Here is a 24,731-nt window from a genome sequence, read left to right on the forward strand (position 1 = left end):
AAAGTCCATATATAAATCTTTCTTAATGGACCTCATGAAAACAGTACTGTTTTACATGGCAGCTGAAGACCCCCGCAGTTATAATGGATATCCTCACATATTTCCTGAAAAATAAAAAATTAAAATTAATCTGTTCTTCCAGGTCCAAAGAAGTACCCCAGACCTAGAAGGCCCACTATCGCCACTATACCAACTATGGCATAGACAGGTAGCCCGGTCTCCGGGTTAGCTGAACCTGAGGCGCTGCTGACCTCATAGGCCTTACCCTGGTTTTCGCCCGCTGAGGAATGAGTTGCTGCCTCCACTCCAGGTGCTGATGTTGAAACATCTGAACCCTGTGATTCCTCGTGATGTGGCTCCCCCTTGTCTGCTGATGTACCCGGTGCCTGTGGCTGTCCTGGATTTGATGGTGCTGTCGGTGTGGATCCTCCATCGGGGGATAGTGCGAATGCTGAGCTCTTCGTGGCAGCGTAAAGCTTCTCCCTGACCCTTGAGAGAAGGTCCGGGTTCATGTACTGCATGACTCACTCATTAATACACGCATAATAAAGGTTAATCTGGAAAGCCCTTTAAATGTTCAAAAAATCGGAATCGATCAATCAACTGAAGAGGCCATTTAGTGCCATTCAATGCACCGGTTATGTAAAATTATATTTAATAAATTAATCACAGGGTGCTAGATCTCCAGGGTTACCCTGAGGGGTATATGATCAGATAACCTTGGCCTGGTCTCTATAATTTCACCTGCCGGAGGGTGCCAGACGTCAAGGATCTTCACTCCTTCCGGGACAAAGAGGTAATCAATCTGGTATTTCCCCCCGTTAGGTGTCATGAATGTGAATGGATCTTCCTCCTCCCTGAGAACATCCCTGAATCCAAGTTCAGAGAGTCTTCCGGTCATCTCCTCTGCAAGGAGTGCTAACCTCCTCAGGGATGGGCTGAAGTTTTTATTGATGTTGAAATCACCGCCAATTATGATCAGGTCCTCTCCCTCCTCAATGTAGTTATACAGGAGGTCAAGGAACTCAGAAAAGTCACTATCTGCTGGCCCAATGTAATTGTATATGCTAAAGAGGGAAAGACTATTTCCTCCGATTTCTATTCTGCAGGAAACATAAAAATCTTCTATACAGTGGTTGTCTGAGATTTCAAGGTAGTTCCTTTTCATGGAATCCAGCATGAGATCCTTATGAAGAAGTAATGTGTTCATCTCCCCGCGGAAGGTATGGTAATTCCACCTTACCTCATTGGGTATCATGTAGACCTCCTGGAAAAATCCTGCATCAAATTCCAGTTCCCCCATATAACTCCAGAGTTTCCTCCGCCTGTAGGATGCCCGGTTCAGGTTCCATGTCAGAACCTTAAGTTCCATTCAATCACCCCCAGGTTCAGGTTCCATGTCAGAACCTTAAGTTATCCTATAGAAAATTGTGATGCCCATTAACTTAAACACAACCGGAAACATTTATATGGGAAGAATGTAATATATTACCTAAACATGTAATATATTACCATAGGAGTTTTTGAGAAGATGAAAATAAATAAGATCCATACACTAACAGCCCTCATAACACTTATGGGGCTCTTTGCAACACTATCTGGCCTCCTGGACCAGAATACATACATCAACGACTCATTATCAGCAACTGCACAGATGATGGGCCAGGACCTCGTGACACTCACCACAGGGATCCCCCTCCTAATCATTTCAGCATACCTTAGCCGTTCCTCGGCCAAAGCCAGGCTGCTGTGGATGGGTGGAATGTTCTACTTCACCTACACCTATGCCTCCATGGCCTTCCTCGCATCCTACAACAGTCTCTTCCTCCTGTATGTGGGCATACTTGCCTTATCACTCTACGGCCTCATGGGAGAGCTGTTCACAACCACCTACAGGGTTAAGGTTGATGAAAAAAAATCAGGCTTCACAGCCATCTACCTCACCCTCACCGGATTAATGCTGGCAGCCATGTGGATCAAGATGATCACAGATTCCCTGATAACCGGCATGGCCCCGGGGGCCCTTGAGGGCTACACAACCCTCGTCATACAGGCACTCGACCTCGGCGTCGTGGTTCCAGCGGCCCTCCTCACATCATACTTCCTCCTGAAGAGAGAAGTGTGGGGCTACATACTTGCACCGGTATTCCTTGTCAAGGTATCATTACTGGGAACAGCCATACTCTCAATGGTGGCCTTCATGGCCATGGAGGGGGTCCCATTCAGCTGGGGGCAGGCTGCCTTCTTTATGGTCCTCACCTTCACAGGCCTGGCCGTCACCGGGATTTTCTACCGGGGAATGGCAATCACATCAGGGAGGTTGACACTGGATGAAGGATATGCAGGCAATACGGGATGAACACCGGGAGACAAGGGAGTCCATGGAGAGGTACATACTGGTAGCCCTCTTCCTCATCGAGCAGCGCTGGAGCTACATAGTGAGCCGCGAGTTCCGCGAAGATGGCATAACAGCAAAGCAGTGGCTCTTCATGGTGATCCTTGGAAACGTCTTTGAAAGGCCCCCCTCAATGCAGGAGATGGCTGATGCCATGAGCACCACCCACCAGAACGTCAAGCAACTTGCAGTTCGCCTTGAGGATAAGGGACTCCTGAGAATAAAAAAGGACCCTGAAAACAGGAGGATCCTGCGCCTCGAGCCAACAGGGAGGTTCCATGAGTTCTGGGCTGGTAGAGATGAGAGAGACTCCGCCACCCTGAAATCCCTCTTCGATTCACTTGACGATGAAGAGGTCAAAAGCCTGTTTAACGTATTTTCAAAGCTTGAGGAAGCCTCAAAGCAGCGATATATGGAATACCGTAAGAGATGAGCATATGCTAAGAAAAAGATTTGAAATGGAAGTTAGAGAAGAACTCAGAAAGGTTTATAATCTGAATGAGAGGGAACTACCAGGGTTACTTGCAGGATACCTTGAATCCTCCGGTCTCCCCCATGACCCTCAAAACCTCCTGATCAGGTGGGCTGACTCAAAAATAAGGAGAGGACCCCGCTGGATGAATGTGGACATGACCCAGATCAACACTCCAGCACCCTTCAGGAGCGTTTACATAAAGGGCCGTTTTTTAGGAATACCCCTTGAGGGCCTTGACATATATTCCGGAGGCCATGGAGAGATGACCATCAGGGCACTGAAATTTCTGAAGGTCGCAGAGGAGCGTGGAGATCCTATGGACGTGTCAGCCCTTGTAACTCTACTCTCAGAGGCCCCATTTCTCCCATCCCTATTCCTTGCAGAGTGTACGGAATGGTCACAGCTGGATGATGAAAGGGTTGAGGGTAGAATCAGGGACCATGGCATCACTGCCAGTGGTCTGTTCACCTTCGATGAGCATGGAAGGTTCCTGAAATTCTATACAGAGGACAGGTACTGTGTAGAGTTCAACATGGAGCAGCACCCCTGGAGTGTTGAGGTGCTATCATACAGGGATGCCGGGGGTTTTATCTATCCCGCGGAGTGCACAGCAACATGGCACCTCCCGGAGGGTGACCTGAAGTACTTCCATGGAAGGATCAGAGACGCAAAGTTCAACATAAGGACGCTTTAACTGTCCGGATCACTCCAGGATTGAAGAAAATTCAGGGCACTTTAAATATATTATGAAACATAGGAGATACTGTTATGAAAGAACTCTATCCATTCATTTTCAGAAGAAAGTCCACGAGAAAGTACAGGGGCCCTGCATCAGAGGATGAGCTCAGGGAAATTGAGGACCGCCTTGAGAAACTTGAACCCCTGCTGGAGGATGTTGATACCGAATTCAGGCTCCTGGAGAGGGATGATGTGAGGACCCGGATGCAGCAGCCGGCCCCCCACTATATAGCAGCCTTCTCAGATGGCTATGTGGGGAAGGTGAATGTGGGATTCATGCTCCAGCAGATGGACCTCAGAATCTCAGGCATGGGCCTCGGGAGCTGCTGGCAGGGGATCCCACGGCTGAGGGCTCATGTGAAGTCTGAACTTGATTTTGTCATACTCCTGGCCTTTGGTGCTGCAGCTGAACCCGTCCACAGGGAGCACTCCGAGTTCAGGAGGAAGCCCCTCAGTAAGATAACGGACATGGAGGGGATGGATGACGTCCTCGAGGCCGTGAGACTTGCACCCTCAGCTGTCAACAACCAGCCATGGTACTTCACCGGTGGAGATGGAAAGATCCATGCCTACTGCCAGGTGCAGAGCCCCCTCAAGAGGCGCCTTGTGGGGAGGTGGAACCCCATAGATATGGGGATAGCCCTTGCACACCTCAGGATCTCACTTGAATACCACGGGTACCGGTCTGAATTCAGAATCCTCGACGGGGTGGATGAACTTAAAAACTACAGCTACACCGGTACATTCATCTATGGGGACTGAAAATGGAGAATAAAGCTCTGGTGGAATTCCTGGGGGATAAGGAATTTAGAAACTCTGAGTTCGTGGCTGGCATTGTAGCCAACCTCGTCCTCCTCTACATCATAAACAGTGTGATGAACTGGGATATCTCCTTCATTGCAGATTCCTTCAGGGACCTTATACCATTATTAAATGCTGTGATAGGAGCCAATCTGGCTGCGAATGCCTGTTTCCTCATCTACGGGAGGCAGTGGTTCTGGACGTTCATGCAGATCATCCTGAGTGCACTGGGGTACCTTATGGTCTCATCCCTTTACAGTGTATTCCCCTTCACCTTCAGGAACATCTATGTGTTCTACTCTGTCAGATTCGCCCTCCTTGTTGCAATGGTCGTCCTTGCGGTCGCCGTATTCCTTCATGGCCTCAAATTTGTGCTGAAGTTCGTCCTGAAGATTGACCTGGAATAGAATTCGGGAATCAGTCCCTGAATATGGCTGAGGCCGTGTTCATTGCAGAGCCGGCCCTTATCAGTGCCGCCACCGCCGCGGCCTCTGCCAGTTCCCCCTCTGTTATACCTGCCTCAAGGGCCTCCTCTGCGTGTCTCCGTGTGCATGCATCACACCTGACTGCAACCGAACATGCCACCGATATGAGAAGTTTCTCCCTCTCTGTGAGTTTACCCTCAGATCTAACTGCTTCCCTGAAGTTTTTGAATGATTCTGCAACTTCAGGTAGTTCCCCAAGAAATCTGTCTGCTCCTGTCTTCATGTTCCTTAAGCTGACATCATCACTTAAATACCTTCAGGGTATGGGTATGCCGTGGGGGCACCTTGCCGGGTTCCTCAGGTACCTCATGAGTGCCAGCTCTGTTTCCCTGAAGAGCTCGTGCTTCATGCGGGAGGCCTCCTCATAGGATGAGTCGAGGTCCATTCCAAGGACGTTGTGGAAGAAGCACTCCAGGATCATGTGCCTCCTCAGAACCATCTCTGCAATCTCCCTTCCCTCATCTGTGAGTTCAGCCCCCAGGTATGGGTGGTAGATGACAAGGCCCATTTCATGGAGTCTCTTGAGCATCTGGGTTACACTGGCTGGTCTGACGTTCATCCTTGATGACAGGTCAGAGGTTTTAACGATCCCGTGACTACTTAACCTGTATAATGTCTCGAGGTAGTTTTCCATGCTCCTTGTGAGTTCCATAAAGACACCAATTGAATATATATTCAAAACCTATTTAAGTTTTGTCATTTATATTCATGAAAGGTGATGGATGTGCTTGAGATACGCGTGCATGAGATAAGGGGTAAGTGCCCGGTGCACCGGGAGGGGGACCGGATAACAGTTGACGACCCTGAGATAGACCTTGAAAGGACAGACGCCCTCTGCACACACGCCCTATCCACGATCCTGCACTACACCACAATCCTTGAGAGGAACTGGTGTCCTGTGGAACTTGGACTCACAGTGGACGGCGACGAGGAGCACGCCTACATGCAGTGCGTGGACCCTGGCGAACCCTACACAGATGGCGGCACAGTCATATTCCAGGTTAGGGGACTCAGATAAGCTGGAAGGGAAACCATGTTCTCAGACTGCAGATTCGGCTCCGTGACCTACAGGGGACGTGAATACAGATCAGACATCGTGGTGCACGTTGATGGGAGTGTGACACCAAGGAGGAAGGAGATATCAAGGAGGAAATACGGGACATCCCATGTCATGGCAGAGGAGGAACTTGAGGAACTCCTGGAAGAGAAACCTGAATCCATAATCATAGGCTCAGGGGTCCATGGAGCCCTTGAAACCGGGTTCAGATCAGATGCAACAGTTCTTCCCACCTGTGAGGCCATAAAGAGGTACAATGAGGAGAGGAGTGCCGGTAGGAGGGTTGCGGCCATAATACATGTGACCTGCTAATCGACAAGGCCCTCCATGTAAAGCCGGGCCCAGTAGTACCTCAGCATCCTCCTCCTTTCGGTGCAGTCCGGCATCTCAGATTCGAGGATACCCCAGAACCTCGGGCTGTGATTCATCTCCCGGAGGTGGGCCAGTTCATGGAGCACCACGTACTCCACCATCCTGTCCGGGAGATGGGAGAGGAGGGTGTTGAAGCTCAGATTGCCCCTGGAGCTGCAGCTACCCCAGCGGGACCTCATCCTCCTGAAACGGACCCTCCCATATTCGACGCCCAGGACATCAGAGTAATGGTCCAGGAATCCGCTGACCAGTGATCTCAGTTCCTTATCCCGCCGGTACTCCAGTTCCATGTCAGATGCCCTCTCAAGCATCTCATGGAACTCATGGATCTTCCTCTGGATCCAGTCACTCCTGGATGATAGAACCTCCATGGGGTCCCCGGTGAAATCTGCGGGGAGTATCAGGCGCAGGCTGTCGAATCTCAGCTCAATCCTCGGGTTCTTAACCCTCCTGTATATGACCTCACATCTGACCTCCAGGTCCCCGGCCATGAATCTGTCCATTTTATCACTGATACCTCTCAAATATTTTCATAAGATCTTCCTGTGCTTCATCGGCGATCTGCCTTCTTTTGGGCGCATCCTTCGGGAGGTTCCTCAGGAGGAAAACCCTTATGATTCTCATAACATTCCTCTTAACGCTCTCCTGGGACGTCCATCCAGGGAATATGTTCCCATCAACCTCCTCTGTAAGGGCAACAGCATATTCCTTCAGTTTATCCTCTGGTATACCTCTACCCCTGAGGGTCATCAGGACCGCGAACTCCTTCTCGTCAAGACCGAGCTCCTTCATTCTGCGCTCCTCCTTCCAGATCTCTCTTATGATGGCAGCGCCCTCCCTGTAGAGTTCCTCGTAGTCCATGGTTTTCTCCCTCCACTGTTCCAGGAGGCGTTCAACCTTTTCAGCCACCGATTCATAGATGGGGTTCCTTGTGCCATTCCTGAGGACATATGAGTTGAGTGTGTAGACTGTTAAGGCAGCCTTATCCCTTATATCCCTGACCTTCCTGAGGTTTTCAAAGTAATCGGAGTCAAATTCTATTACCGGGAGTTTACTTTCTATTTCCCTGAACTCTGTGGTCCTGTGGATGTATTTGAGGGTTTTCTGGTAATACCTTTCAGTTTCGGCTTCAACTGATGGTTTCCTTGATACGACTCTCTGATAGTATGTGTAGATGACCGTGAGCCACCTGTAATCCTTGAGGCCATGCCTTATGAAGGGCTGGTCAGAGAGCAGCTCGAAGAGCCTTCTGAGTTCACGGTAATTCTCTGTGAATTTCTTTTCGAGTTCTTCATCAGAGGTTATGAGTTCAACCGCGTCGGAGAGGACCTCAATATCCATCCCATCCCATTCAAGGTCGCTGAAGATCCTGAGGGTCTCCCTGAGTAGCTCCTCGTATTCCCTCTTCATGGATTCCATATCGTATACTGCGCCCTCATACTCCTCCTTACTGTAGAGCTCAAATGCGCGCCTCAGTTCCGCCCCCATGACTCCAATGTAATCTATTATGAGGCCTGCCTCCTTGACGTCCCTGTAGGGTCTGTTTGTTCTTGCAACTGCCTGCAGCAGTCTGTGTTCCTTCAGTGGCTTGTCGAGGTACATGGTCTGGAGTATGGGTGCGTCGAATCCTGTGAGGAGCATATCCGTCACTATGAGTATCCGGGGGTTCCTATCAGGGTCCCTGAACCTTTCCAGTACCAGGTTTTTAATCTCATGGTGGTTCCTGCCATGGTATTTATCCATGAGTTCCTCATCATAGGCCCTTATTATCTCCTCGTCCCGTGGAGTGTAGGTCATTACGATCTCAGAGTACTCTGGTGGGAGGTGCCTGTCGAGTTCCCTCTTGTAGAGGACGCATGCCCTTCTGCTTGGAGCCACAACCATGGCCTTGAATCTTCCATCGATGTTCTCTTTGAAGTGTTTCGCGATGTCCTCTGCTATTAGCTCTATCCTGCGAGGGTTCTCGAGGATGGTTTTTATGGTGTCCAGTTTCCTTTTAACAGATTCCTCAACGTCCTTCCTTATGGATTCTGGCAGTTCCTCGAATTCCACACCGATGAATGCCTCCAGGTGCTTCCTGTCAAGGTGGACGTCACCTGCGAGTCTCGGCTGATAGGTTATCTTCACGGTGAAGCCGTCCCTTATGGAGTCTGTTATGAAGTACTGGTGGATGTATTTCTCTTCGGGGGGGTATGCGAACCTATCATAGGTGTCGCGTTCCCTCTTTGATATGGGTGTTCCTGTGAAGCCGAAGAAGAACGCTGATCTCAGCATGTCCTTCATCTGGGCTGCCAGGAGGCCATACTGACTCCTGTGGGCCTCATCAATGAAGACTATGACGTTCTTCCTGTCCATTATGGTTTCTCCTCCATGTTCCCTGAGTTCGGCTGTTATATCATCAAGTTTGTCTGTGAATTTCTGTATGAGTGTTATGAATAGGCCCCTCTTTCCCCGGTAGTCATCGCTGGCTATTGTTCTCTTTAATTCTGCTATGGATTCTATTCTTTCAGGCTGGTGGATTTCCAGTGCCGCGAGTTCTGCGTATAACTGTTCCTCAAGTTCTCTGCGGTCCACTATGAAGAATACTGTTGGGTTCTCCAGTTCCTTCATCCTGTAGAGTTTACTGGCCGCGAATATCATTGTCAGGGTTTTGCCTGATCCCTGCCAGTGCCATATGAGGCCCCTGTTCCTTTTATCTTCTCCCCTGATGTTCCTAAGGACCCTTTCAACTATCCTCTCAGCTGCATGGTACTGCATGTGCCTTGCTATGACCTTGGTTGTTGATCCGAACTCTGTCCTTATGTAGATGTAGTTCCTGATGAAGTCGAGCACCCTTTCTGGTCTGAGGAGTGGGAGTATATCTGCGGCCGGGAGTCCTGTGTGGTGCTCATGGCCCTGTTTTCTGGATTTTTGAGGGAGTTTACCATCCGTCTCCCTCCACTCGAAGGTGGGGACCTCATCAAGCCAGGGAACTATCGGGAAGTACCTTGCAAAGTCTTCAGCAGCGACACCCATCTGTACGTACTTGTAGAGTTCCGGCACTGTCTTCTCATAGTCCTTTATCTGCCGGTAGGCGTCCGCCCATGTCTCTGACATCCCCACGGGGTTTTTGAGTTCTATGTTCACGAGGGGGATGCCGTTGATGAAGAGCATTATGTCTGTCCTTATGGTCTGGTCACCACGACGGAATACGACCTGCCTTGATGCTGTGAATGAGTTGTGGCTTGGGGTATCGTGGTCAAGGATTTTGACCTTCCTGGGTTCCCCTGTTGTGGCAGATTTTATGTAAACGCCATTTTTAAGGTATTCAAGTATCGATTTGCATCCCTCAATGCTTGCTGCTTTACCCCGGAGCTCTTGGATGACCTGCTGTATATCATCATCCTCTATATACTGGTTGATCCTTCTTATGGAGTCTATCAGCTCAGATTCTATGAGGGGGTTTTCAGGGTCATCCCTCCCAAGTTCGGCGGCCGGTATATCATTCCAGCCCATTCCCCTCAGTTCCTTCATGAAGTAGTCTTCAAGGGCCTCCTCATTTAATTTCATGTTCTATCCCCCCCCTATGATGTTATTCTGACCCTCCTTTTACCTGTCAGGAGGTCGTTCATGAGCCCCCTCTTTATGTTTTCAAGTTTAACCTTCCTCTCCGTGAGGAGCTCGAGCCTTCTGTCCACATCCTGGAGTATCTCTGAAATCCTTTTCTGCTCCTCAAGAGGGGGAAGAGGGACTTTAAAGTTATTGATGAATGTTTGAGTTATAATAGGGTGAGTTGTCTTTGTTGCAAATCTTTTAAGATCTTTAAATTTAATTAAATAAAACATGAAATGCACATTGACACGCTTTGAATCATAGGATTCAGTATAAATAGCATTATCACTGACCCAAACACATCCTTTTGAGAGGTGGACCTCGCCAGAGGATCCCACTCTCCCAAATATCAGTGCCTTATCCTTAGTTTTCAAATAATTGGAAGTTAATCCCATTTTTCCATTAGCACCATATATTGGTATTTCTCCCTCATTCAAAACAGGGGGCCTTTTTCCATTTTTAAAAGTGAATAAATCACCTAACTTAACAACATCCCAATCCACAGGAATCCTGCCAACAGGGGAATCCTTAAATTCCGTATGGTTGATGCCCTCCATCAGAAGCCTCTGCATGAGACCCCTCTTAAGTTTCTCTGTAACCCCTATCTCCTTATTAACCTTCTCTATCGCACCATCAACATCCTGGAGTATCTCTGAAATCCTTTTCTGCTCCTCAAGAGGAGGAAGAGCCATCCTAAATTTACTAATTGCTTTCCACGATGTCCTTGGATGGTTAGTTCCTGAAGTCGTAGATACTGCTCTTTGAATAAATTGATTTGTATGAATAAAATAGATAAGAAATTCAGGAATTATCCTATCGGAGGGTGTTAAGACTATTAAATCCGTTGAACAAATTCCATTTATATCCGCTAATACTGCTTTATCGAGATACGGTCTCAGTTTACCATATAAAATATCTCCAGTGTAAAATCTGTACTTTGTACTGCGGATACCTTCATCAGACACATATTCACAAAGTTTAGTTTCTCCAGATCTTATATGTTCTAACCCAACAAAATTATTTTTACCTTCCCCCGCGGGTTGAATGGACTCTCTTCTCTGATCCACAACCTCACCCAAACTGACAACATCCCAATCCACAGGAATCCTGCCAACAGGAGAATCCTTGAATTCCACAGTATTCACATTTTCACCCCCATATACCCAAGTTCATCCAGGTAACCCCTTATCCTCTCATCAACTTCAGCGAGTTCCTCCTCGATCTCTGAGAGGCGCATCCACTCACCCGCCACATCAATATCCTCGAGCTCCTCCTCAGGGAATGCGTAGAGGGGCACGTTCAGATTATAATCATTCTCACGGATCTCATCAAGGTCAACAACCCTTGAGAATCCATCATCATCCTGGAACTCCCTGTAGGCCTCAAGTATCCTCTCAATGTTCCCATCAGATAGGATGTTCAGCTTCCTGACCTCAGGGTGCTTCTCATACTCCTCACCTGCATTGATGAAGAGGACCTTACCCCTCCTTTCCTCATCCTTATCCTTGTTGAGGATTATTATTGCCCCCGGGGCACCTGTATTGTAGAATAATTTTTCAGGGAGAAGTATAACCGCCTCTATGAGGTCGTCCTCCAGTACAGCTGACCTTATACTCTTCTCACGGCCACCCCTGAAGAGGCAACCATTATCTATAACCACACCTATCCTCCCGTCATCCTTGGCAGAGGCTATCATGTGCTGTATCCATGCCCAGTCAGCGGACTGCTTGTTCACAAATCCGTACCTGAATCTCTCCCTCCAGTAATCCCCCTTCTTGAGGGTGTCCTCACCGTAACCATCCTGGTTCCATGGTGGGTTGGCTATCACTACGTCGAACCTCATGATCCCGTCTGATTCCTTGAATTTGGGGTAGAGGAGTGTGTCACCATGGGCTATGTGGTGATCCTTTATGTCATGTATGTACATGTTCATTGATCCTAAGGCCATTGTCTTCCTGTTGACCTCCTGTCCGTAGAGGAAGAGCCTTTCGGCCTCACCATAGGTCTCCTTAACGTACTTGTGGGATATTATGAGCATACCATTGGACGCTGATGCCGGGTCGTAGACGCTTTCGCCGGGTTTTGGGTCGAGTATCTCGACCAGTAGCCTTATAACCTCCCTGGGTGTGTAGACCTCGCCCTCCTTGGCCTTGGTTGGGGCGAAGTATCTCAGTATCCATTCATAGGCGTCTCCAAGGATGTCGGGGTCAACGTTTGTGAGTTTCTTCTCACTGAATAGTTCAACGAGCTGCCTGAGTATCTCCCGGTTCTCCTGACTCTGTGTGAACTCCACGAAGTCAAAGGCGTCCACCACGTCCTTGAAGGCAGGGTTGAGTTCTGCGAGGTTCTTGAGGGCCCCTGCAAATTTTATGGGCAGGTTCTCAACGTCCTTCCTTATGTTGTCCCACAGGTAATCCTCCTTTATGTCAAGGTCATGGTATGCACTGTTACGTGCCTCAAGCCTCGCCTCCTCCTCACTGAGGCCATACTCCTTTATGGCATCCTCGTATGCCTTCTGGTACTCCATCATCCACTTGTCACTCATCTGTTTCATGAACAGGAGGACCAGGATGAACTTGTAGTCGACCCTTGTCCTTATGAGGTCTGCTGCCCCCTTGAGTATCCTCTCTATGTCTGCACGGCCAAGTTTATCGTCCTTGAGGGTGAGGTAATCCTGTATGATCTCTGATTTGGGTCTGAGCATGTAGATACTTCTTCTCTCATCAGCGGGATCCTTTCTTGTCTCTATCCACCCCTTCTTCCTCATCTCGGATATTGCAGCTGAAAGGGACTTTTCATCAATTAGATGTTCCTTTCCAAGTATTTCAAGGGCCTCAGTGCTCCTGAATTCCCGGTCCTCAAATTTATCCCAGAGGAGGTCATATTTTTCTTCAAGCCATTTTGGTAGTTTCATATTATCACCTTCAGTTAAGGTGGCAGTCCTGCCTGCAATGATCCATGTCCAGATTATACAAGCTAATTAACTTACTACTTGTATAATTTATAACTTTTAATATAAATATCTTTGTGCGGTATGGTGCTGTAAACCAATTACATAGCATGTCATTTCAAGGTCCAGGTTCATTATCCTCATCATCATCCTTATATTCCAGTCCACAGAAATATCACCCCGGAGTGTTAAACATGAAGGTTCCAAGATGCATGAGTACACAGCATCCAGACAACGTTAACCCGCCGTTCTTTGCAGAAGAACCTGAACTGGGTGGTGAAGACGAGATAAGGGAGGCATACTACGTCTTCTCACACCTGGGATGTGACGAACAGATGTGGGACTGCGAGGGCAAGGAAGTGGACAACTACGTTGTAAAGAAACTCCTCACAAAGTACCAGGCCTTCTTCAGGGACCATGTCCTGGGTGAGGATCTGAGGCTCACCCTCAGGGTGCCCAACCCCACAGTTGAGAGGGCCGAGGCAAAGATACTCCTTGAGACCCTTGAGAGCATACCCAGATCCTATGACACCGCAAGCCTCTTCTACGGGATGGACGCAGCCCCGGTCTTCGAGGTCATCCTCCCCATGACCTCATCAAGCAGCTGCCTCAACCGGATCCACAGCTACTACCTGGACTTTGTGAAGGGTAAGGAGAGGCTGCAGCTCGCAGATGGTGTGACCGTCAAGGAGTGGATAGGTGAATTCCGGCCCGACGAGATCAACGTTATCCCCCTCTTCGAGGACCATGAGGGGATGCTGAACGCCGCCAAGATCACAGGCGAGTACCTTGATGGTAAGGATATCCCGGAGCAGAGGGTCTTCCTTGCAAGGTCAGACCCTGCCATGAACTACGGTATGATATCAGCCACACTCCTCAACAGGATAGCCCTCTCAGACTTCCGGGACCTTGAGGAAGAGTCAGGAGTTAAACTCTACCCAATAATAGGTATGGGCTCAGCTCCCTTCAGGGGTAACCTCCGCCCCGATAATGTGGAGGACGTTACCGGGGAGTACCGTGGCGCCTACACCTTCACTGTCCAGTCATCCTTCAAGTACGACCATGAACCATCAGATGTCATCAGGGGCATAAAGGAACTAAGGTCTGTTAAACCTGGCAGGGCAGCTGAAATCGAGCGTGAAGGTGTCCTGGAGATACTTTCAGCCTACTGCCGGGAGTACAGGAGGCAGGTCATGGACCTCGTGGACATCATAAACAGGGTTGCGAGGTACGTGCCCGGCAGGAGGAAGAGGAAGCTCCACATCGGACTCTTCGGATACTCAAGGAGCATGGGAAACGTTTCACTCCCAAGGGCAATAACCTTCACAGCGGCCCTCTACTCGCTGGGGGTTCCCCCGGAGCTGCTCGGGTTCAACGCGCTATCATCAGGTGACCTTGAATTCATTGAGGAGGTCTACCCGGGTCTTGGAAGGGACCTCCATGACGCTGCAAGGTACGCCAACCCTGAATCACCATTCCTCAGCCCTGAGGTTAAATCCTCCTTTGAGGAGTACCTTGAACCTGAGTATGATGAGGGGCACATGAAGACCACAGAGGAGATCATAAGGGCCCTCAGAATCAACCGGACAGCCAACCTCCAGGAGCTCATCCTTGAGGCTGCAAGCCAGAGGAAGTTCCTCGGCTGAAAACCTCCACCATTTTTGTGCTGAGCAGAGAGCTGCCCCCCATAAACTATTTTTTCTGTTCTGAAAGCATCCATACACATCCACTGTAAGACCATCCGGCCTTCCCACGGGTTCTGGCATCAGTCTACCCACTGTTCCTGACGGACCCGCTGATATAGAATTCTGGCATCACCATCCCCACCCTTCCTTACTGACCTGTTGATACATTAAAATAGCTCCACTGACATAACGATGATATGGGGGTGTTTTATGGACAACATTGAAAGAATTAAAATGATTGAGAAGTCCCCTATAAGTTTTGAGGGGCTGAGGAAGCTGAACATAGCGGCCGGGTCCCTGCACCTGATCCAGGGGCTTCTGATGGTTGCGCTGGGTTACCTGCTCACCTGGGACAGGGACATCTACACGTTTTACCTGAAGTTCAAGATACTCTCACTGAATCCGCCGTCATTCCAGGTCCTTCCCAGCCCTGAGGTGGCATTCACCGTGAGCTACCTCGGGGTGATCCTTGCATCCTTCCTCCTGATATCTGCGGTGGCCCACTTCACAATAGCCTTCCTCAGGAATGAGAGTTACGTTGAGAACCTGAAGAGGGGTATGAACCCCTACCGCTGGTACGAGTATGCTCTCTCAAGTTCAATAATGATAGTGATACTGGCCACCTTCGTGGGGGTCTGGGACCTCTGGTCACTTGTGATGATCTTCGTCCTCAACGCATCGATGATAATGTTCGGCTACCTGATGGAGAAGATCAACCAGTACACCGAGAAGATCGACTGGTCACCCTACCTACTGGGGTGCATCTCAGGCTTCACCCCATGGGTGGTCATTGCAGCCTACTTCATCGCCGCCCTGGGCTCCGCCGAGACACAGCCACCGGACTTCGTCTACCTCACACTGCTCATCTACTTTGTGATGTTCAACACATTCTCCGTCAACATGCTGCTGCAGTACAGGGGTGTCGGTAAATGGAGGGACTACCTCTACGGTGAGAGGGTCTACATCATACTGAGCCTGGTTGCAAAGACCCTGCTGGCCTGGCTGGTGTTCATAGGGGTGTTCTCACCCTTCTAGTTCTATTTTTTAACACCTTTTTTATGGAGGCATCCGGGGGTCAGCCACTCACTTTAAGAACCGCAAAGTATTTATAGGGGTTCCATGTAACCTTATCTTGTCGATATGAGCTCTTTTTAAGCATAGTCCCGTGGGGTAATGGCAATCCTGATGGACTCTGGATCCATCGATAGCGGTTCGACTCCGCTCGGGACTATCCCCCCATAACACCCCCCTTTTATCGAAACCTATTTATGAAGAACATCACCACCTAATAACTGTCATAGTCCCGTGGGGTAGTGGTAATCCTGCTGGGCTTTGGACCCGGCGACAGCGGTTCGACTCCGCTCGGGACTATCAAACCACTGATTCTGTGTCCAAAATGGAGGAAATACTTGTAATAGGCGTCAACACCCGACCTGTGGTTGAATCAGCCTTCAGGTTAGGGTACAGGGTCTACTCTGCAGGTTACTACTGCACAGCAGACTTCAAGCACTACACCGAAAGAAGGTGCATACTGAGGGAGCGTAGCGGTGAAAGCTGCGGGAGATTCCATGAGAACTTCAGTCAGGAGAAGCTCCTTGAAGCAGCCTCAGATTTCATAGAAAGGGCTGATGGTATAATCCCCCTCACAGGCGCACCCCCTCTCCCAGGGGAGAAGGTCCTCGGTAACTCCAGGGTTGATCACGTGGAGGACAAGTACCGCCTCTACAGGAGGATCAGGAACTCATACCCCACACCCGAGACACACCTCATCAGTGACCCTGCCGAGGCGATGGAGATTGTAGCTGCAGGGGAGAAGAAATACATCGCAAAGCCGGTTTCCGGCGCTGGAGGCTTTGGTGTCACCGAGTTCCGCGAAGGTGATGGGGAGTTCCTCCTCCAGGAGTACATCGAGGGCGTCCCTGTGAGTGCCTCTGTTCTTTCAACCGGAGAGGATGCCATCACGGTTCTGACGAGCAGGCAGATCATCGACAGGGGCGTACCTGGATTTGAGGGGCAGTTCGTCTACGCCGGTAACATGACACCAGGGCCCTCAGGGGAGATTGAGGATCTTGCCAGTGACCTCATACTTGACCTCTCCCTGCGCGGATCCAACGGCGTCGACCTCATAATGAGGGACTCCGAGCTGTATGTCATAGAGGTCAATCCCAGGATACAGGGGACCTTTGAGTGTGCTGAAGCCTCCCTGGGAATAAACATGGTGGATGCCCATATCAGGGCATGCATGGGCGAGCTTATAGAAAAACCGGACCCGGTCAGTTATGCTGTTAAGAGGATACTCTATGCCCCGGCAAGGTGCCGGGTGGGTGAGATAAAAACCATGGGGGTCCATGACCTTCCTGTCCCGGGAACCATAATTGAGGAGGGTGAACCCCTGCTGACCGTCCTGGCCTCCCATAACTCCATGGAGGCCGCTGAGAACCTTGCATCAAACATCTGCTCCAGGGTCAAGAAAGAACTCCATTACCTCCGATGCCCCCCACCTCGACCACAGGGAGTATGAGAATATATTGTCAAGAAAGAACTCCATTACCTCCGATGCTGAGAACCTTCTGCTCCATTAAAGAACCCTACTTTAAGGGGACAAACTGCATATCCTAGGGTTAAGAAGAAGGTGGATTTAAGATACCTCTGGAGCAGATCCTTAAGGTATCTGCCATGAAATTTGCAGCTGCTTATCCGGCTCTTGCAGTGCCCATACTGTTCAATGTCTCTTATATCCTGTCTTTTTGCAGTGTCCATGTACTCTCCAGTGCCCATTTTCCCCTGATATGATCATCTCAGGTAACTGGATCTGGTGTCCTGCATTCAGAACCCCGTCCATGGATATCCTCCGATAACATGAATCACCGCGGGACAGGCATCAGATTATGCCAAGCAGTAGGAGTATCAGTATTATGGTACCTATCGTTATGAGCACCGTGCTCAGAATCATGCCACCTGTCATTAAAAGGAAAAGTTTGGCCCTCCTATCAGGGTCCTTAAGGTACTCCTTAAGCGGATCCCTGCTCATTCCATCAACCTCCTTAGAGCTCCCTCACAAGGAACATGTACTGTGTAACCGTTGGAAACCTCGCCCTCAGCACCCTCATCTCAGGTCTGTAGATGTAGATCTCATCACCCTCATCATCCCTCTCAAGGACCTCCGAGACCACCTTCACCTCAATATCACCGGCGATCCTTGCACCTGAGGTCTCAGATTCTATCTCAATGTATATCGGGAGCCTCAGCCTCCTTGCCTCATCCTCAGTCAGCATCCCCCTGAGGTCTTCAAGTTCAGCCCATTTGAACCTGTGCCTGGTGCCATCAGCCCCTGTAACATGGGGCCTGTCCTCCCTGAGGAGCTCCTCCAGGGTCTTCCTCCTTGAGGGGAGATGACGGTTGAGGTTAAAGATCTCCTTCTTCATCAGCATGTCTGATCTGTCACCTCTCATCCTATTAGGCTATGTTTTATATTCTATAAAACATTAATATCTTAGTGGAGGGTGTACCTTGGATATCGATATCGAGCAGTGCCGGGAAAATGATAAGATAAAGGAGATAATAAGCGGCAGCGGACTCCCCATAAAGTATATAAAACTTCTTTTAAGGCTCTCGGACGGGATATACATAAACGGCGTCAACTACAATGTGAAGATAGAAGATGACATGGTCTCAGTCATCCTCATATCCTCCAAGCCCGAGAACAGGACAGGGGTTTTCAGGACAGGGGCCCTCACCAACATATTCTACCGTGTACGTGAAATGGAAAAGGAGCATGAGGAGATAAAGACCGAGACCCGGGCCAGTGGTAACCTCATAGAGTTAAGGATACATCTCCAGTAGGGGTGATGGTTGATGGATCCTGAGGACTATCACAGGATTCTCACCGAACTTGCAGATTTCCGGGACCTTGACACGTCCACGATAGCCTCCCTAAGGAGTTCCCTGGTGGAACTGAAGGATAGAAGGGACCAGCTCCTTGAGATCAGAACGAACCTGAAGAGGGATATCAGGGGCGTTGAGAGATACTACCTTGAGTGGATGGCCGAGGTAAGGAATGATGTTGAGGAGCTGAGGGAGGGCTCATCAAGACTCAGAAGGATCATTTCAGGTAACCCCGCCACTGCCCAGGCCAGGGCCATGAAACAGCTGAAGATGAACCGTGAAGCACTGGTGGAAACCTACCGGGACCTCCTGGAGTACACAGAGGAACTCACCGAGCACATTGAGGACCTGATGATTGAACTCTATGAGGAAATGAAAGGCTTCCTGGGATAAACCATTTCTGGAAGAAAGGCCTCAGGATTCATGGGACTCCATCCAGAGAATGGAATTATCTGCACGGCCCAGTATACGAATGGTACGTTTAATACGACGAAATCTATTCCCTATGCCGAATCCGGATAAGTGTAGTGAAGTGAGAGAAAATCAGGGGTCACTCATCACATAAAACATTCTCTGAGCGTTGGAACTGGAGCAACTTTAAAAATAAATATTAGTGGGTTAATTCAACCGGTAGAATTATGAGGACACCCAGGAGGTCGTTCCTGCTGATTTTCCCGTCTGCAGCAGCTACGAAGGTTGCATGGTCTGCCTTACGGTCCATGCTTATGGGTAGGGGTGTCTCCTCCCCTGCAGCTATCGGATGACCCAGGGGGTTCGTGGCGTAGGCACACATGAAGACTATGTGGTTTGCCGGTATACTGACCTCCTTGATCTTAACCGGCTTTGCTTCGCCGGCCCTGACCTCAACGTCCTCGTCTGCAATGATGGCCCTGAGGTTCCCGTAGACCTCACCCATCCTGAAGTCCACGAGTTCCCTCCTGTATTTCTCCTCGGCCTCGCGGACCTGGCCGAACCTTGTGAGTATCCTAACCATCACTCCATCTCCATGGATTTTTTGATCATCTTCAACCTGACGAAGTTCTCCCTCTCCATCTCCTCGAGCCTCATCTCAATGTACTTGACGGTGTTCTTGAGCCTCGGGATTATGATGTGTTCGAGGGCGTTAACCCTTCGCTTGGTTGATTCTATCTCACCGGCGAGGAGCCTTATGGTCTTCTCGATCTCACCGAGTTCTATTATGAGTGCCAGGGACTCCTCGAATTTTCTGGCTGCCTCGTCGAGTTTTACTGATGTGTCCACAAGGCCGTATCCACGTTCAACCACGGTCCTCTGGGTTGCCCGGGCATCGACCACCGGTACAACGACACCCATTATACTCCTTGAGTCTATGTCGACCTCCACGGACTCCCTCACAGACATTGCAGCCCTCTCAACTGCAGTGTCGCCCATGAGTACCTGGGCCTCTGTGAGGTCAGAGAAGGCCTCCTTGAGGTGCTCCTCCACCTTTTCACGGGAACCCTTAACCCTCTCAAGGATGTTGAAGAACTCCATGATAAGGGCGTTCCTCTTCTCCTTGAGGAGACTGTAACCCTTGACAGCGAGTTTCTCACGCTGCTTGAGTTTCAGGAGCTCCATCCTTGTGGGGTTGATCCCCTCAATCATTTCCTGTGCCATTGGCTAACTCTCCTGAAAAAGGATGTTGGGGGTGGTTATTCGGCACCCGGGAGGTACTTGGGTATGTGCTCCTCGCGGACCCTCTTGAGTTCGGACCTCGGGAGGAGTGATAGCAGTTCCCATCCGAGGTTGAGGGTCTCCTCTATGGAGCGGTCCTCGTCACGTGCCTGGGTGATGAAGCGTTTCTCAAATTCATCAGCGAATTTGAGGAACTTGCGGTCCCTCTCTGTGAGGGCCTCCTCACCCACAACCGCCATGAGGTCCCTGAGGTCACGTCCCTCGGCGTAGGCACTGTATAGCTGGTCTGAGACACCGCTGTGGTCCTCACGTGTCCTTCCCTCACCGATACCACCACTCATGAGCCTGGATAGTGATGGGAGCACGTCCACCGGTGGGTATATACCCTTACGGTGGAGGTCACGGCTCAGCACTATCTGGCCCTCGGTGATGTAACCTGTCAGGTCAGGTATGGGGTGTGTGATGTCGTCCTGTGGCATCACCAGTATGGGCATCTGTGTGATTGACCCCTCCTTGCCGACTATACGCCCTGCCCTCTCATAGAGGCTTGCAAGGTCGGTGTACATGTACCCCGGGTAACCCCTTCGTCCTGGGACCTCCTCCCTTGCAGCTGAGATCTCCCTTAGGGCCTCACAGTAGTTTGTGAGGTCGGTGAGTATGACCAGGACGTGCATGTCGTGCTCGAAGGCAAAGTACTCTGCTGTTGTGAGGGCCATCCTCGGGGTGATGATACGCTCAATGGCAGGGTCGTCTGCCAGGTTCATGAAGACCGTAACACGCTCAAGGGCCCCTGTCCTCTCGAAGTCCCTCATGAAGTAGTTTGCCTCTTCGTGGGTGATACCCATGGCCGCGAAGATAACCGCGAATTCGCTCTCCTCTGCAAGCACCTTGGCCTGCCTTGCGATCTGGGCTGCCAGTTCGTTGTGTGGAAGCCCTGAACCTGAGAATATAGGCAGCTTCTGACCCCTCACCAGGGTGTTCATCCCGTCAATGGTTGATATACCGGTCTGTATGAACTCGGCAGGGAACTCCCTTGCAGCGGGGTTCATGGGGCTACCGTTGATGTCGAGCTCCTTCTCGGGTATGATCTCAGGGCCACCGTCTATGGGTTTACCTGTACCGTCGAATATTCGGCCCATCATGTCCAGGGATACGCCGATCTTCGCTGTTTCACCTGTGAACCTTATCTTTGTTGTCTCTGTGTTGAGGTCACTGGTACCCTCAAAGACCTGTACGACTGCAAGGTCCTCCCTGACTTCCAGTACCTGTCCCCTTCTCTTCTCACCTGTGGGTGTTTCAATCTCCACTATCTCACTGTAGGCAACCCCTTCAACACCCTCAACGATCATTAAAGGACCTGAGACCTCTGTGACGGTGGTGTATTCACGGGTTTTGATGTTAACGTTCATCTTCACACCTCACTACATTCCTTGACGATCCTTTCCCGGATCTCCTTGATCCTTGCAGGGAATTCCTCTTCAGGTATGTACTTCATACGCCCGATATCCTCCTTAACAGGGAGGGATATTATGTCAGCTGCAGGTGCGCCCTTCTCAAGGGCCGCTGTTGCGTTCCTGTGGAACATTATGATTGTCCTGAGCATCTCGAACTGCTTTGATGGTGAGCAGTAGGTGTCCACCTCATGGTAGGCGTTCTGCTGGAGGAAGTCCTCCCTTATCATCCTGGTTGTCTCCAGGGTTATCCTCTCCCTGTCTGGAAGTGCGTCGGGTCCGACGAGCTGGACTATCTCCTGGAGCTCTGCCTCCTTCTGGAGGAGAGCCATTGCCTCGTCCCTAAATTTCCTCCATTCGGGGTCCACGTTGCTGGCCCACCATTCCTGGACACTGTCAATGTAGAGTGAGTAGCTCTGGAGCCAGTCAATGGAAGGGAAGTGACGCTTGTCTGCCAGTGATGCGTCCAGGGCCCAGAACACCTTACATATCCTTAGGGTGTTCTGTGTGACGGGCTCTGAGAGGTCCCCACCTGGTGGTGAAACTGCACCCACAACTGATACTGAGGCTATCTTATCCTCTGATCCAATGGTTGTGACCCTTCCTGCACGCTCATAGAACTGTGCGAGCCTTGATGCGAGGTATGCAGGGTATCCCTCTTCACCTGGCATCTCCTCCAGCCTTCCTGAGATCTCCCTCATTGCCTCGGCCCACCTTGAGGTTGAGTCTGCCATGAGGGCGACGTCGTAGCCCATGTCCCTGAAGTACTCTGCTATGGTTATACCTGTGTACACACAGGCTTCCCTTGCAGCCACAGGCATGTTTGAGGTGTTTGCTATGAGCACGGTCCTGTCCATGAGTGGGTTACCTGTCTTGGGGTCCTCGAGTTCAGGGAACTCCTTGAGGACCTCAGTCATCTCGTTACCCCTCTCACCGCATCCAACATAGACGATTATGTCTGCGTCGGCCCACTTTGCGAGCTGCTGCTGGGTAACCGTTTTACCTGAACCGAAGGGTCCTGGTATGGCTGCTGTACCTCCCTTGGCGACTGAGAAGAATGTGTCCTGCGCCCTCTGACCTGTTATGAGTGGGACGTCAGGGTCGAGTTTCTTCTTGTAGGGTCGGCCCTTCCTGACAGGCCACTTCTGGAGCATCTGAATCTTTTCTGTTCCGCTCTCGGTTTCAACCTCAGCTATATCATCAAGGACGGTGTATTCGCCCTGGGGGGCTATCATTGTGAGTTTACCTTCAACGTTCGGTGGGATCATTATCCTGTGGGTTATTGAGGATGTCTCCTCAACCTCACCGATTATGTCCCCTCCCTTAACCATCTGGCCCTCCCGGGCTGTGGGTTTGAAGGTCCATTTCTTATCCTTTGGGAGGGATGGTACGTCCACTCCCCTCTCTATGTAGTCTCCGGTGAGTGCCTTGATGTTCTCGAGGGGTCTCTGGATACCGTCGAAGATTGAACCCAGTATTCCAGGTCCCAGTTCCACTGATAGTGGACCGCCTGTTCTTTCAACGGTCTCTCCAGGCTTTATGCCTGCGGTTTCCTCGTAGACCTGGATTGTTGCTGTGTCACCCTCAAGTTCAATGATCTCTCCTATGAGCTTGTCTTCACCCACCTTAACCATTTCATACATCTGGGATCCTCTCATCCCCTCGGCGATGATAACAGGACCCGCTATTTTTATAATCCTTCCTTCCTGTGTCATTTTACCATCTCAACCCCAATAACTCTTTTAATAAGGTCCCTCAGTGGATCTGTTTCACGTTCTGAGGGGCCTGTCTTGTCTGGTATCTCTATTATCATTGGCAATGCGCTTGAACTTGTGGTTTCTTCTATAAATTCCCTCAGTTCATCACCAATCTTTTCTGTGACGATTATTATGGAGAAGCCATCACGTATAAGGTTCCTTATGGTTTCCTCTGCCTCGTCAGGTGTTTCAACCACGTAGCCTTCCCTGACGCCTCCGAGTCTGAACCCTGTTACAGTGTCCCTGTCACCAACCACTGCAATATTTGAACTCATGCTAACATCTCCTTAACCATTGCTTCAGGGAAGCCTGGCTCCCTCTTGCTCCTTGCTATGACCTTGAGGTTCTTCACCTCAACCTCCTTCCTGCTGAGGAATCCGATCATTGGCCCGACACCGAAGGGCTTCTTGAGTGCGAAGTTCCTTGCCATCCTGTTGAGGTTGTCCTCAAGGACGCGTTCGAATACAGCCACTGAACCCGTTGATGTGTACTCTGAGAGGGTCTCTGATAGCATCTGACCGTAGTCTGTACCCTCAAGGCCGCTTACAACTCCACTGACATCCTCTGATTCCATGAGGTCCTTGAGCTTCCATTCCCTGATCTGGTAACCGTGGGGTACTATGTATGGGCTTATGTCATCATAGCTGAGACCGTCTGCCTTTGCACGGAGTATTATTTTAAGGTTGGATATGTCGACCATGGTCCCGAAGTATGTGTGGAGTATCTTTGTGTTGTCGTCTGATGGACTTCCAACTGTCCTTATGAGTCCCTCCAGGAACTTCCTGTCAAGGGCCGCCTCTATTGGGAGGAGCATCCCTGTCTCCTCATAGTCGGATAGGGCATCCTCCAGTACGCCGGCGTACTCTGTAGCCTCAAGGCCTGTTACAACCTCCTGAACACTTGAAGCGTCTGCAAGGCCCTCGATGATCTCATAGATTTCACCTCCCGGGACAAGGAGGTTCACTGTCTCCTCGGCACTCAGGCCAGCAGCCTTTGCTGTTATGAGGCTCTTGATGTTCCTCACATCCCATCTCTTCAGGTTTGCCCTGAAGGGGTCCCTTATGGATGCAGGTGCTATCTGGGATACCATCTCATAGGTCTCTGCGAGCTGACTCTCAAGGGCCTTCTCAATGGGGAACCTGTCAATGTATTTGGCGTAGTCAGGGAGTCCCCGGAGGTAGTTCTTGAACTCCTCCATGGACTCGGTTTCAAGAATCTCTGATAGCTGTTTCTCGTTTAGGAGGCGTCCTATTCGTGCCCTGACTCTGGCGTTAGGGTATGCGAAGGGGAATAAATCTAATATAGGCCTTATAGTTGCTATTACCACAATAGCACCTATAATGGCTCCTCCGAGGAGGAGTACGCCTATAAAAGATTCTATTGAAGGGAATCCAAGCGCTGTTACAATTGTTGTGATGCTGTCAGCCATCTGTTAT

28 protein-coding genes and 2 tRNA genes are annotated in these 24,731 nt (G+C 50.2%); 14 read left to right on the top strand and 16 right to left on the bottom strand.

Annotated elements, in window-relative coordinates:
• Positions 1-125 precede the first annotated feature (125 nt).
• Both MTBMA_RS06415 and MTBMA_RS06420 read right to left on the bottom strand, forming a co-directional pair.
• On the bottom strand, positions 126-521 hold the full coding sequence (locus MTBMA_RS06415; RefSeq protein WP_048901217.1) for a hypothetical protein: 396 nt from the start codon (positions 519-521) through the stop codon (positions 126-128).
• A 155-nt stretch (positions 522-676) separates the two neighbouring features.
• Positions 677-1,372: an endonuclease/exonuclease/phosphatase family protein gene (locus tag MTBMA_RS06420; RefSeq protein WP_013296121.1), complete on the bottom strand. Its 696-nt coding sequence runs from the start codon at positions 1,370-1,372 to the stop codon at positions 677-679.
• A 159-nt stretch (positions 1,373-1,531) separates the two neighbouring features.
• On the opposite strand from MTBMA_RS06420, the gene MTBMA_RS06425 reads away from it, so the two are divergent.
• The 5 genes from MTBMA_RS06425 to MTBMA_RS06445 all read left to right on the top strand — a co-directional run bounded on the left by MTBMA_RS06425 (position 1,532) and on the right by MTBMA_RS06445 (position 4,816).
• Positions 1,532-2,359: a hypothetical protein gene (locus MTBMA_RS06425; RefSeq protein WP_013296122.1), complete on the top strand. Its 828-nt coding sequence runs from the start codon at positions 1,532-1,534 to the stop codon at positions 2,357-2,359.
• A complete protein-coding gene (locus tag MTBMA_RS06430) occupies positions 2,331-2,828 on the top strand; it encodes a MarR family transcriptional regulator (protein WP_048901218.1) in 498 nt (165 codons plus the stop codon). The genes MTBMA_RS06425 and MTBMA_RS06430 overlap by 29 nt, the downstream gene beginning before the upstream one ends.
• Before the next feature lie 4 nt (positions 2,829-2,832).
• A complete protein-coding gene (locus tag MTBMA_RS06435) occupies positions 2,833-3,564 on the top strand; it encodes a DUF6544 family protein (protein WP_013296124.1) in 732 nt (243 codons plus the stop codon).
• 74 nt (positions 3,565-3,638) lie between these two features.
• Positions 3,639-4,370: a nitroreductase family protein gene (locus tag MTBMA_RS06440; RefSeq protein ID WP_013296125.1), complete on the top strand. Its 732-nt coding sequence runs from the start codon at positions 3,639-3,641 to the stop codon at positions 4,368-4,370.
• Between the two features lie 2 nt (positions 4,371-4,372).
• Positions 4,373-4,816, top strand: coding sequence for a hypothetical protein (locus MTBMA_RS06445; RefSeq protein WP_013296126.1), 444 nt, complete (start codon positions 4,373-4,375; stop codon positions 4,814-4,816).
• 10 nt (positions 4,817-4,826) lie between these two features.
• Here the strand turns inward: MTBMA_RS06445 and MTBMA_RS06450 are convergent, their stop codons facing one another.
• Entirely contained in the window at positions 4,827-5,117 is a 291-nt protein-coding gene (locus MTBMA_RS06450) for a carboxymuconolactone decarboxylase family protein (protein ID WP_013296127.1), read from the bottom strand.
• A gap of 33 nt (positions 5,118-5,150) precedes the next feature.
• Complete coding sequence (locus MTBMA_RS06455) at positions 5,151-5,546, bottom strand: metal-dependent transcriptional regulator (RefSeq protein ID WP_013296128.1); 396 nt, start codon at positions 5,544-5,546, stop codon at positions 5,151-5,153.
• A 66-nt stretch (positions 5,547-5,612) separates the two neighbouring features.
• On the opposite strand from MTBMA_RS06455, the gene MTBMA_RS06460 reads away from it, so the two are divergent.
• Positions 5,613-5,912, top strand: coding sequence for a TIGR04076 family protein (locus MTBMA_RS06460; RefSeq protein WP_048901219.1), 300 nt, complete (start codon positions 5,613-5,615; stop codon positions 5,910-5,912).
• Positions 5,913-5,927: 15 nt separating this feature from the next.
• Complete coding sequence (locus MTBMA_RS06465) at positions 5,928-6,263, top strand: Mth938-like domain-containing protein (protein WP_010876571.1); 336 nt, start codon at positions 5,928-5,930, stop codon at positions 6,261-6,263.
• Here MTBMA_RS06465 and MTBMA_RS06470 read toward each other — a convergent pair.
• Genes MTBMA_RS06470 through MTBMA_RS06485 form a run of 4 tightly spaced genes read right to left on the bottom strand, consistent with a single transcriptional unit; the run spans position 6,260 to position 12,828 of the window.
• A complete protein-coding gene (locus MTBMA_RS06470; RefSeq protein ID WP_010876572.1) occupies positions 6,260-6,826 on the bottom strand; it encodes a M48 family metallopeptidase in 567 nt (188 codons plus the stop codon). The two genes, MTBMA_RS06465 and MTBMA_RS06470, sit on opposite strands and share 4 nt — an antisense overlap.
• Positions 6,827-6,830: 4 nt before the next feature.
• A complete protein-coding gene (locus MTBMA_RS06475; RefSeq protein ID WP_010876573.1) occupies positions 6,831-9,872 on the bottom strand; it encodes an HsdR family type I site-specific deoxyribonuclease in 3,042 nt (1,013 codons plus the stop codon).
• A 14-nt stretch (positions 9,873-9,886) separates the two neighbouring features.
• Positions 9,887-11,059, bottom strand: a complete 1,173-nt coding sequence (locus tag MTBMA_RS06480; RefSeq protein ID WP_048901220.1) for a restriction endonuclease subunit S — start codon at positions 11,057-11,059, stop codon at positions 9,887-9,889.
• A complete protein-coding gene (locus MTBMA_RS06485) occupies positions 11,056-12,828 on the bottom strand; it encodes an N-6 DNA methylase (RefSeq protein ID WP_013296131.1) in 1,773 nt (590 codons plus the stop codon). Before MTBMA_RS06485 ends, MTBMA_RS06480 begins: the two co-directional genes overlap by 4 nt.
• 230 nt (positions 12,829-13,058) lie before the next feature.
• Between MTBMA_RS06485 and ppcA the strand changes: the two genes are divergently transcribed.
• From ppcA to MTBMA_RS06510, 5 genes are all read left to right on the top strand, one after another.
• On the top strand, positions 13,059-14,510 hold the full coding sequence (ppcA, locus tag MTBMA_RS06490; protein WP_013296132.1) for a phosphoenolpyruvate carboxylase: 1,452 nt from the start codon (positions 13,059-13,061) through the stop codon (positions 14,508-14,510).
• Positions 14,511-14,759: 249 nt separating this feature from the next.
• Entirely contained in the window at positions 14,760-15,584 is an 825-nt protein-coding gene (gene heR / locus MTBMA_RS06495) for a heliorhodopsin HeR (RefSeq protein WP_013296133.1), read from the top strand.
• Between the two features lie 124 nt (positions 15,585-15,708).
• Positions 15,709-15,780 (top strand) — tRNA-Gln (locus MTBMA_RS06500).
• 68 nt (positions 15,781-15,848) lie between these two features.
• Positions 15,849-15,920, top strand: a tRNA-Gln gene (locus MTBMA_RS06505).
• Between the two features lie 25 nt (positions 15,921-15,945).
• Positions 15,946-17,070 carry an ATP-grasp domain-containing protein gene (locus MTBMA_RS06510; RefSeq protein ID WP_013296134.1) on the top strand — a complete coding sequence of 375 codons (1,125 nt, stop codon included), beginning with the start codon at positions 15,946-15,948 and terminating at the stop codon, positions 17,068-17,070.
• A 360-nt stretch (positions 17,071-17,430) separates the two neighbouring features.
• Here the strand turns inward: MTBMA_RS06510 and MTBMA_RS09085 are convergent, their stop codons facing one another.
• Entirely contained in the window at positions 17,431-17,580 is a 150-nt protein-coding gene (locus MTBMA_RS09085; RefSeq protein ID WP_013296136.1) for a hypothetical protein, read from the bottom strand.
• A gap of 13 nt (positions 17,581-17,593) precedes the next feature.
• Positions 17,594-18,001, bottom strand: coding sequence for a DUF61 family protein (locus MTBMA_RS06515; protein WP_048901221.1), 408 nt, complete (start codon positions 17,999-18,001; stop codon positions 17,594-17,596).
• 58 nt (positions 18,002-18,059) lie between these two features.
• On the opposite strand from MTBMA_RS06515, the gene MTBMA_RS06520 reads away from it, so the two are divergent.
• On the top strand, positions 18,060-18,392 hold the full coding sequence (locus MTBMA_RS06520) for a hypothetical protein (RefSeq protein WP_013296138.1): 333 nt from the start codon (positions 18,060-18,062) through the stop codon (positions 18,390-18,392).
• A 12-nt stretch (positions 18,393-18,404) separates the two neighbouring features.
• Positions 18,405-18,827, top strand: a complete 423-nt coding sequence (locus MTBMA_RS06525; RefSeq protein WP_013296139.1) for a hypothetical protein — start codon at positions 18,405-18,407, stop codon at positions 18,825-18,827.
• Positions 18,828-19,044: 217 nt separating this feature from the next.
• On the opposite strand, the gene MTBMA_RS06530 is transcribed toward MTBMA_RS06525, so the two are convergent.
• Genes MTBMA_RS06530 through MTBMA_RS06555 form a run of 6 tightly spaced genes read right to left on the bottom strand, consistent with a single transcriptional unit; the run spans position 19,045 to position 24,724 of the window.
• On the bottom strand, positions 19,045-19,428 hold the full coding sequence (locus MTBMA_RS06530) for a DUF22 domain-containing protein (protein WP_048901222.1): 384 nt from the start codon (positions 19,426-19,428) through the stop codon (positions 19,045-19,047).
• Positions 19,428-20,069, bottom strand: coding sequence for a V-type ATP synthase subunit D (locus MTBMA_RS06535; RefSeq protein WP_010876584.1), 642 nt, complete (start codon positions 20,067-20,069; stop codon positions 19,428-19,430). The genes MTBMA_RS06530 and MTBMA_RS06535 overlap by 1 nt, the downstream gene beginning before the upstream one ends.
• A gap of 35 nt (positions 20,070-20,104) precedes the next feature.
• A complete protein-coding gene (locus MTBMA_RS06540; protein ID WP_013296141.1) occupies positions 20,105-21,496 on the bottom strand; it encodes an ATP synthase subunit B in 1,392 nt (463 codons plus the stop codon).
• 2 nt (positions 21,497-21,498) lie between these two features.
• Positions 21,499-23,253 carry an ATP synthase subunit A gene (locus MTBMA_RS06545; RefSeq protein ID WP_013296142.1) on the bottom strand — a complete coding sequence of 585 codons (1,755 nt, stop codon included), beginning with the start codon at positions 23,251-23,253 and terminating at the stop codon, positions 21,499-21,501.
• Positions 23,250-23,570, bottom strand: a complete 321-nt coding sequence (locus MTBMA_RS06550; protein ID WP_010876587.1) for a V-type ATP synthase subunit F — start codon at positions 23,568-23,570, stop codon at positions 23,250-23,252. The genes MTBMA_RS06545 and MTBMA_RS06550 overlap by 4 nt, the downstream gene beginning before the upstream one ends.
• Entirely contained in the window at positions 23,567-24,724 is a 1,158-nt protein-coding gene (locus tag MTBMA_RS06555; protein WP_013296143.1) for a V-type ATP synthase subunit C, read from the bottom strand. The genes MTBMA_RS06550 and MTBMA_RS06555 overlap by 4 nt, the downstream gene beginning before the upstream one ends.
• Positions 24,725-24,731 lie beyond the last annotated feature (7 nt).

Source organism: Methanothermobacter marburgensis str. Marburg (genome assembly GCF_000145295.1).
GTDB lineage: Archaea > Methanobacteriota > Methanobacteria > Methanobacteriales > Methanothermobacteraceae > Methanothermobacter > Methanothermobacter marburgensis.

Coding starts and splice junctions, on each gene's coding strand:
- MTBMA_RS06415 (WP_048901217.1), bottom strand. CDS start 521: ATGCAGTACATGAACCCGGACCTTCTCTCAAGGGTCAGGGAGAAGCTT.
- MTBMA_RS06420 (WP_013296121.1), bottom strand. CDS start 1,372: ATGGAACTTAAGGTTCTGACATGGAACCTGAACCGGGCATCCTACAGG.
- MTBMA_RS06425 (WP_013296122.1), top strand. CDS start 1,532: ATGAAAATAAATAAGATCCATACACTAACAGCCCTCATAACACTTATG.
- MTBMA_RS06430 (WP_048901218.1), top strand. CDS start 2,331: ATGAAGGATATGCAGGCAATACGGGATGAACACCGGGAGACAAGGGAG.
- MTBMA_RS06435 (WP_013296124.1), top strand. CDS start 2,833: ATGCTAAGAAAAAGATTTGAAATGGAAGTTAGAGAAGAACTCAGAAAG.
- MTBMA_RS06440 (WP_013296125.1), top strand. CDS start 3,639: ATGAAAGAACTCTATCCATTCATTTTCAGAAGAAAGTCCACGAGAAAG.
- MTBMA_RS06445 (WP_013296126.1), top strand. CDS start 4,373: ATGGAGAATAAAGCTCTGGTGGAATTCCTGGGGGATAAGGAATTTAGA.
- MTBMA_RS06450 (WP_013296127.1), bottom strand. CDS start 5,117: ATGAAGACAGGAGCAGACAGATTTCTTGGGGAACTACCTGAAGTTGCA.
- MTBMA_RS06455 (WP_013296128.1), bottom strand. CDS start 5,546: ATGGAACTCACAAGGAGCATGGAAAACTACCTCGAGACATTATACAGG.
- MTBMA_RS06460 (WP_048901219.1), top strand. CDS start 5,613: ATGGATGTGCTTGAGATACGCGTGCATGAGATAAGGGGTAAGTGCCCG.
- MTBMA_RS06465 (WP_010876571.1), top strand. CDS start 5,928: ATGTTCTCAGACTGCAGATTCGGCTCCGTGACCTACAGGGGACGTGAA.
- MTBMA_RS06470 (WP_010876572.1), bottom strand. CDS start 6,826: ATGGACAGATTCATGGCCGGGGACCTGGAGGTCAGATGTGAGGTCATA.
- MTBMA_RS06475 (WP_010876573.1), bottom strand. CDS start 9,872: ATGAAATTAAATGAGGAGGCCCTTGAAGACTACTTCATGAAGGAACTG.
- MTBMA_RS06485 (WP_013296131.1), bottom strand. CDS start 12,828: ATGAAACTACCAAAATGGCTTGAAGAAAAATATGACCTCCTCTGGGAT.
- ppcA (WP_013296132.1), top strand. CDS start 13,059: ATGAAGGTTCCAAGATGCATGAGTACACAGCATCCAGACAACGTTAAC.
- heR (WP_013296133.1), top strand. CDS start 14,760: ATGGACAACATTGAAAGAATTAAAATGATTGAGAAGTCCCCTATAAGT.
- MTBMA_RS06510 (WP_013296134.1), top strand. CDS start 15,946: ATGGAGGAAATACTTGTAATAGGCGTCAACACCCGACCTGTGGTTGAA.
- MTBMA_RS09085 (WP_013296136.1), bottom strand. CDS start 17,580: ATGAGCAGGGATCCGCTTAAGGAGTACCTTAAGGACCCTGATAGGAGG.
- MTBMA_RS06515 (WP_048901221.1), bottom strand. CDS start 18,001: ATGAGAGGTGACAGATCAGACATGCTGATGAAGAAGGAGATCTTTAAC.
- MTBMA_RS06525 (WP_013296139.1), top strand. CDS start 18,405: ATGGATCCTGAGGACTATCACAGGATTCTCACCGAACTTGCAGATTTC.
- MTBMA_RS06530 (WP_048901222.1), bottom strand. CDS start 19,428: ATGGTTAGGATACTCACAAGGTTCGGCCAGGTCCGCGAGGCCGAGGAG.
- MTBMA_RS06535 (WP_010876584.1), bottom strand. CDS start 20,069: ATGGCACAGGAAATGATTGAGGGGATCAACCCCACAAGGATGGAGCTC.
- MTBMA_RS06540 (WP_013296141.1), bottom strand. CDS start 21,496: ATGAACGTTAACATCAAAACCCGTGAATACACCACCGTCACAGAGGTC.
- MTBMA_RS06545 (WP_013296142.1), bottom strand. CDS start 23,253: ATGACACAGGAAGGAAGGATTATAAAAATAGCGGGTCCTGTTATCATC.
- MTBMA_RS06550 (WP_010876587.1), bottom strand. CDS start 23,570: ATGAGTTCAAATATTGCAGTGGTTGGTGACAGGGACACTGTAACAGGG.
- MTBMA_RS06555 (WP_013296143.1), bottom strand. CDS start 24,724: ATGGCTGACAGCATCACAACAATTGTAACAGCGCTTGGATTCCCTTCA.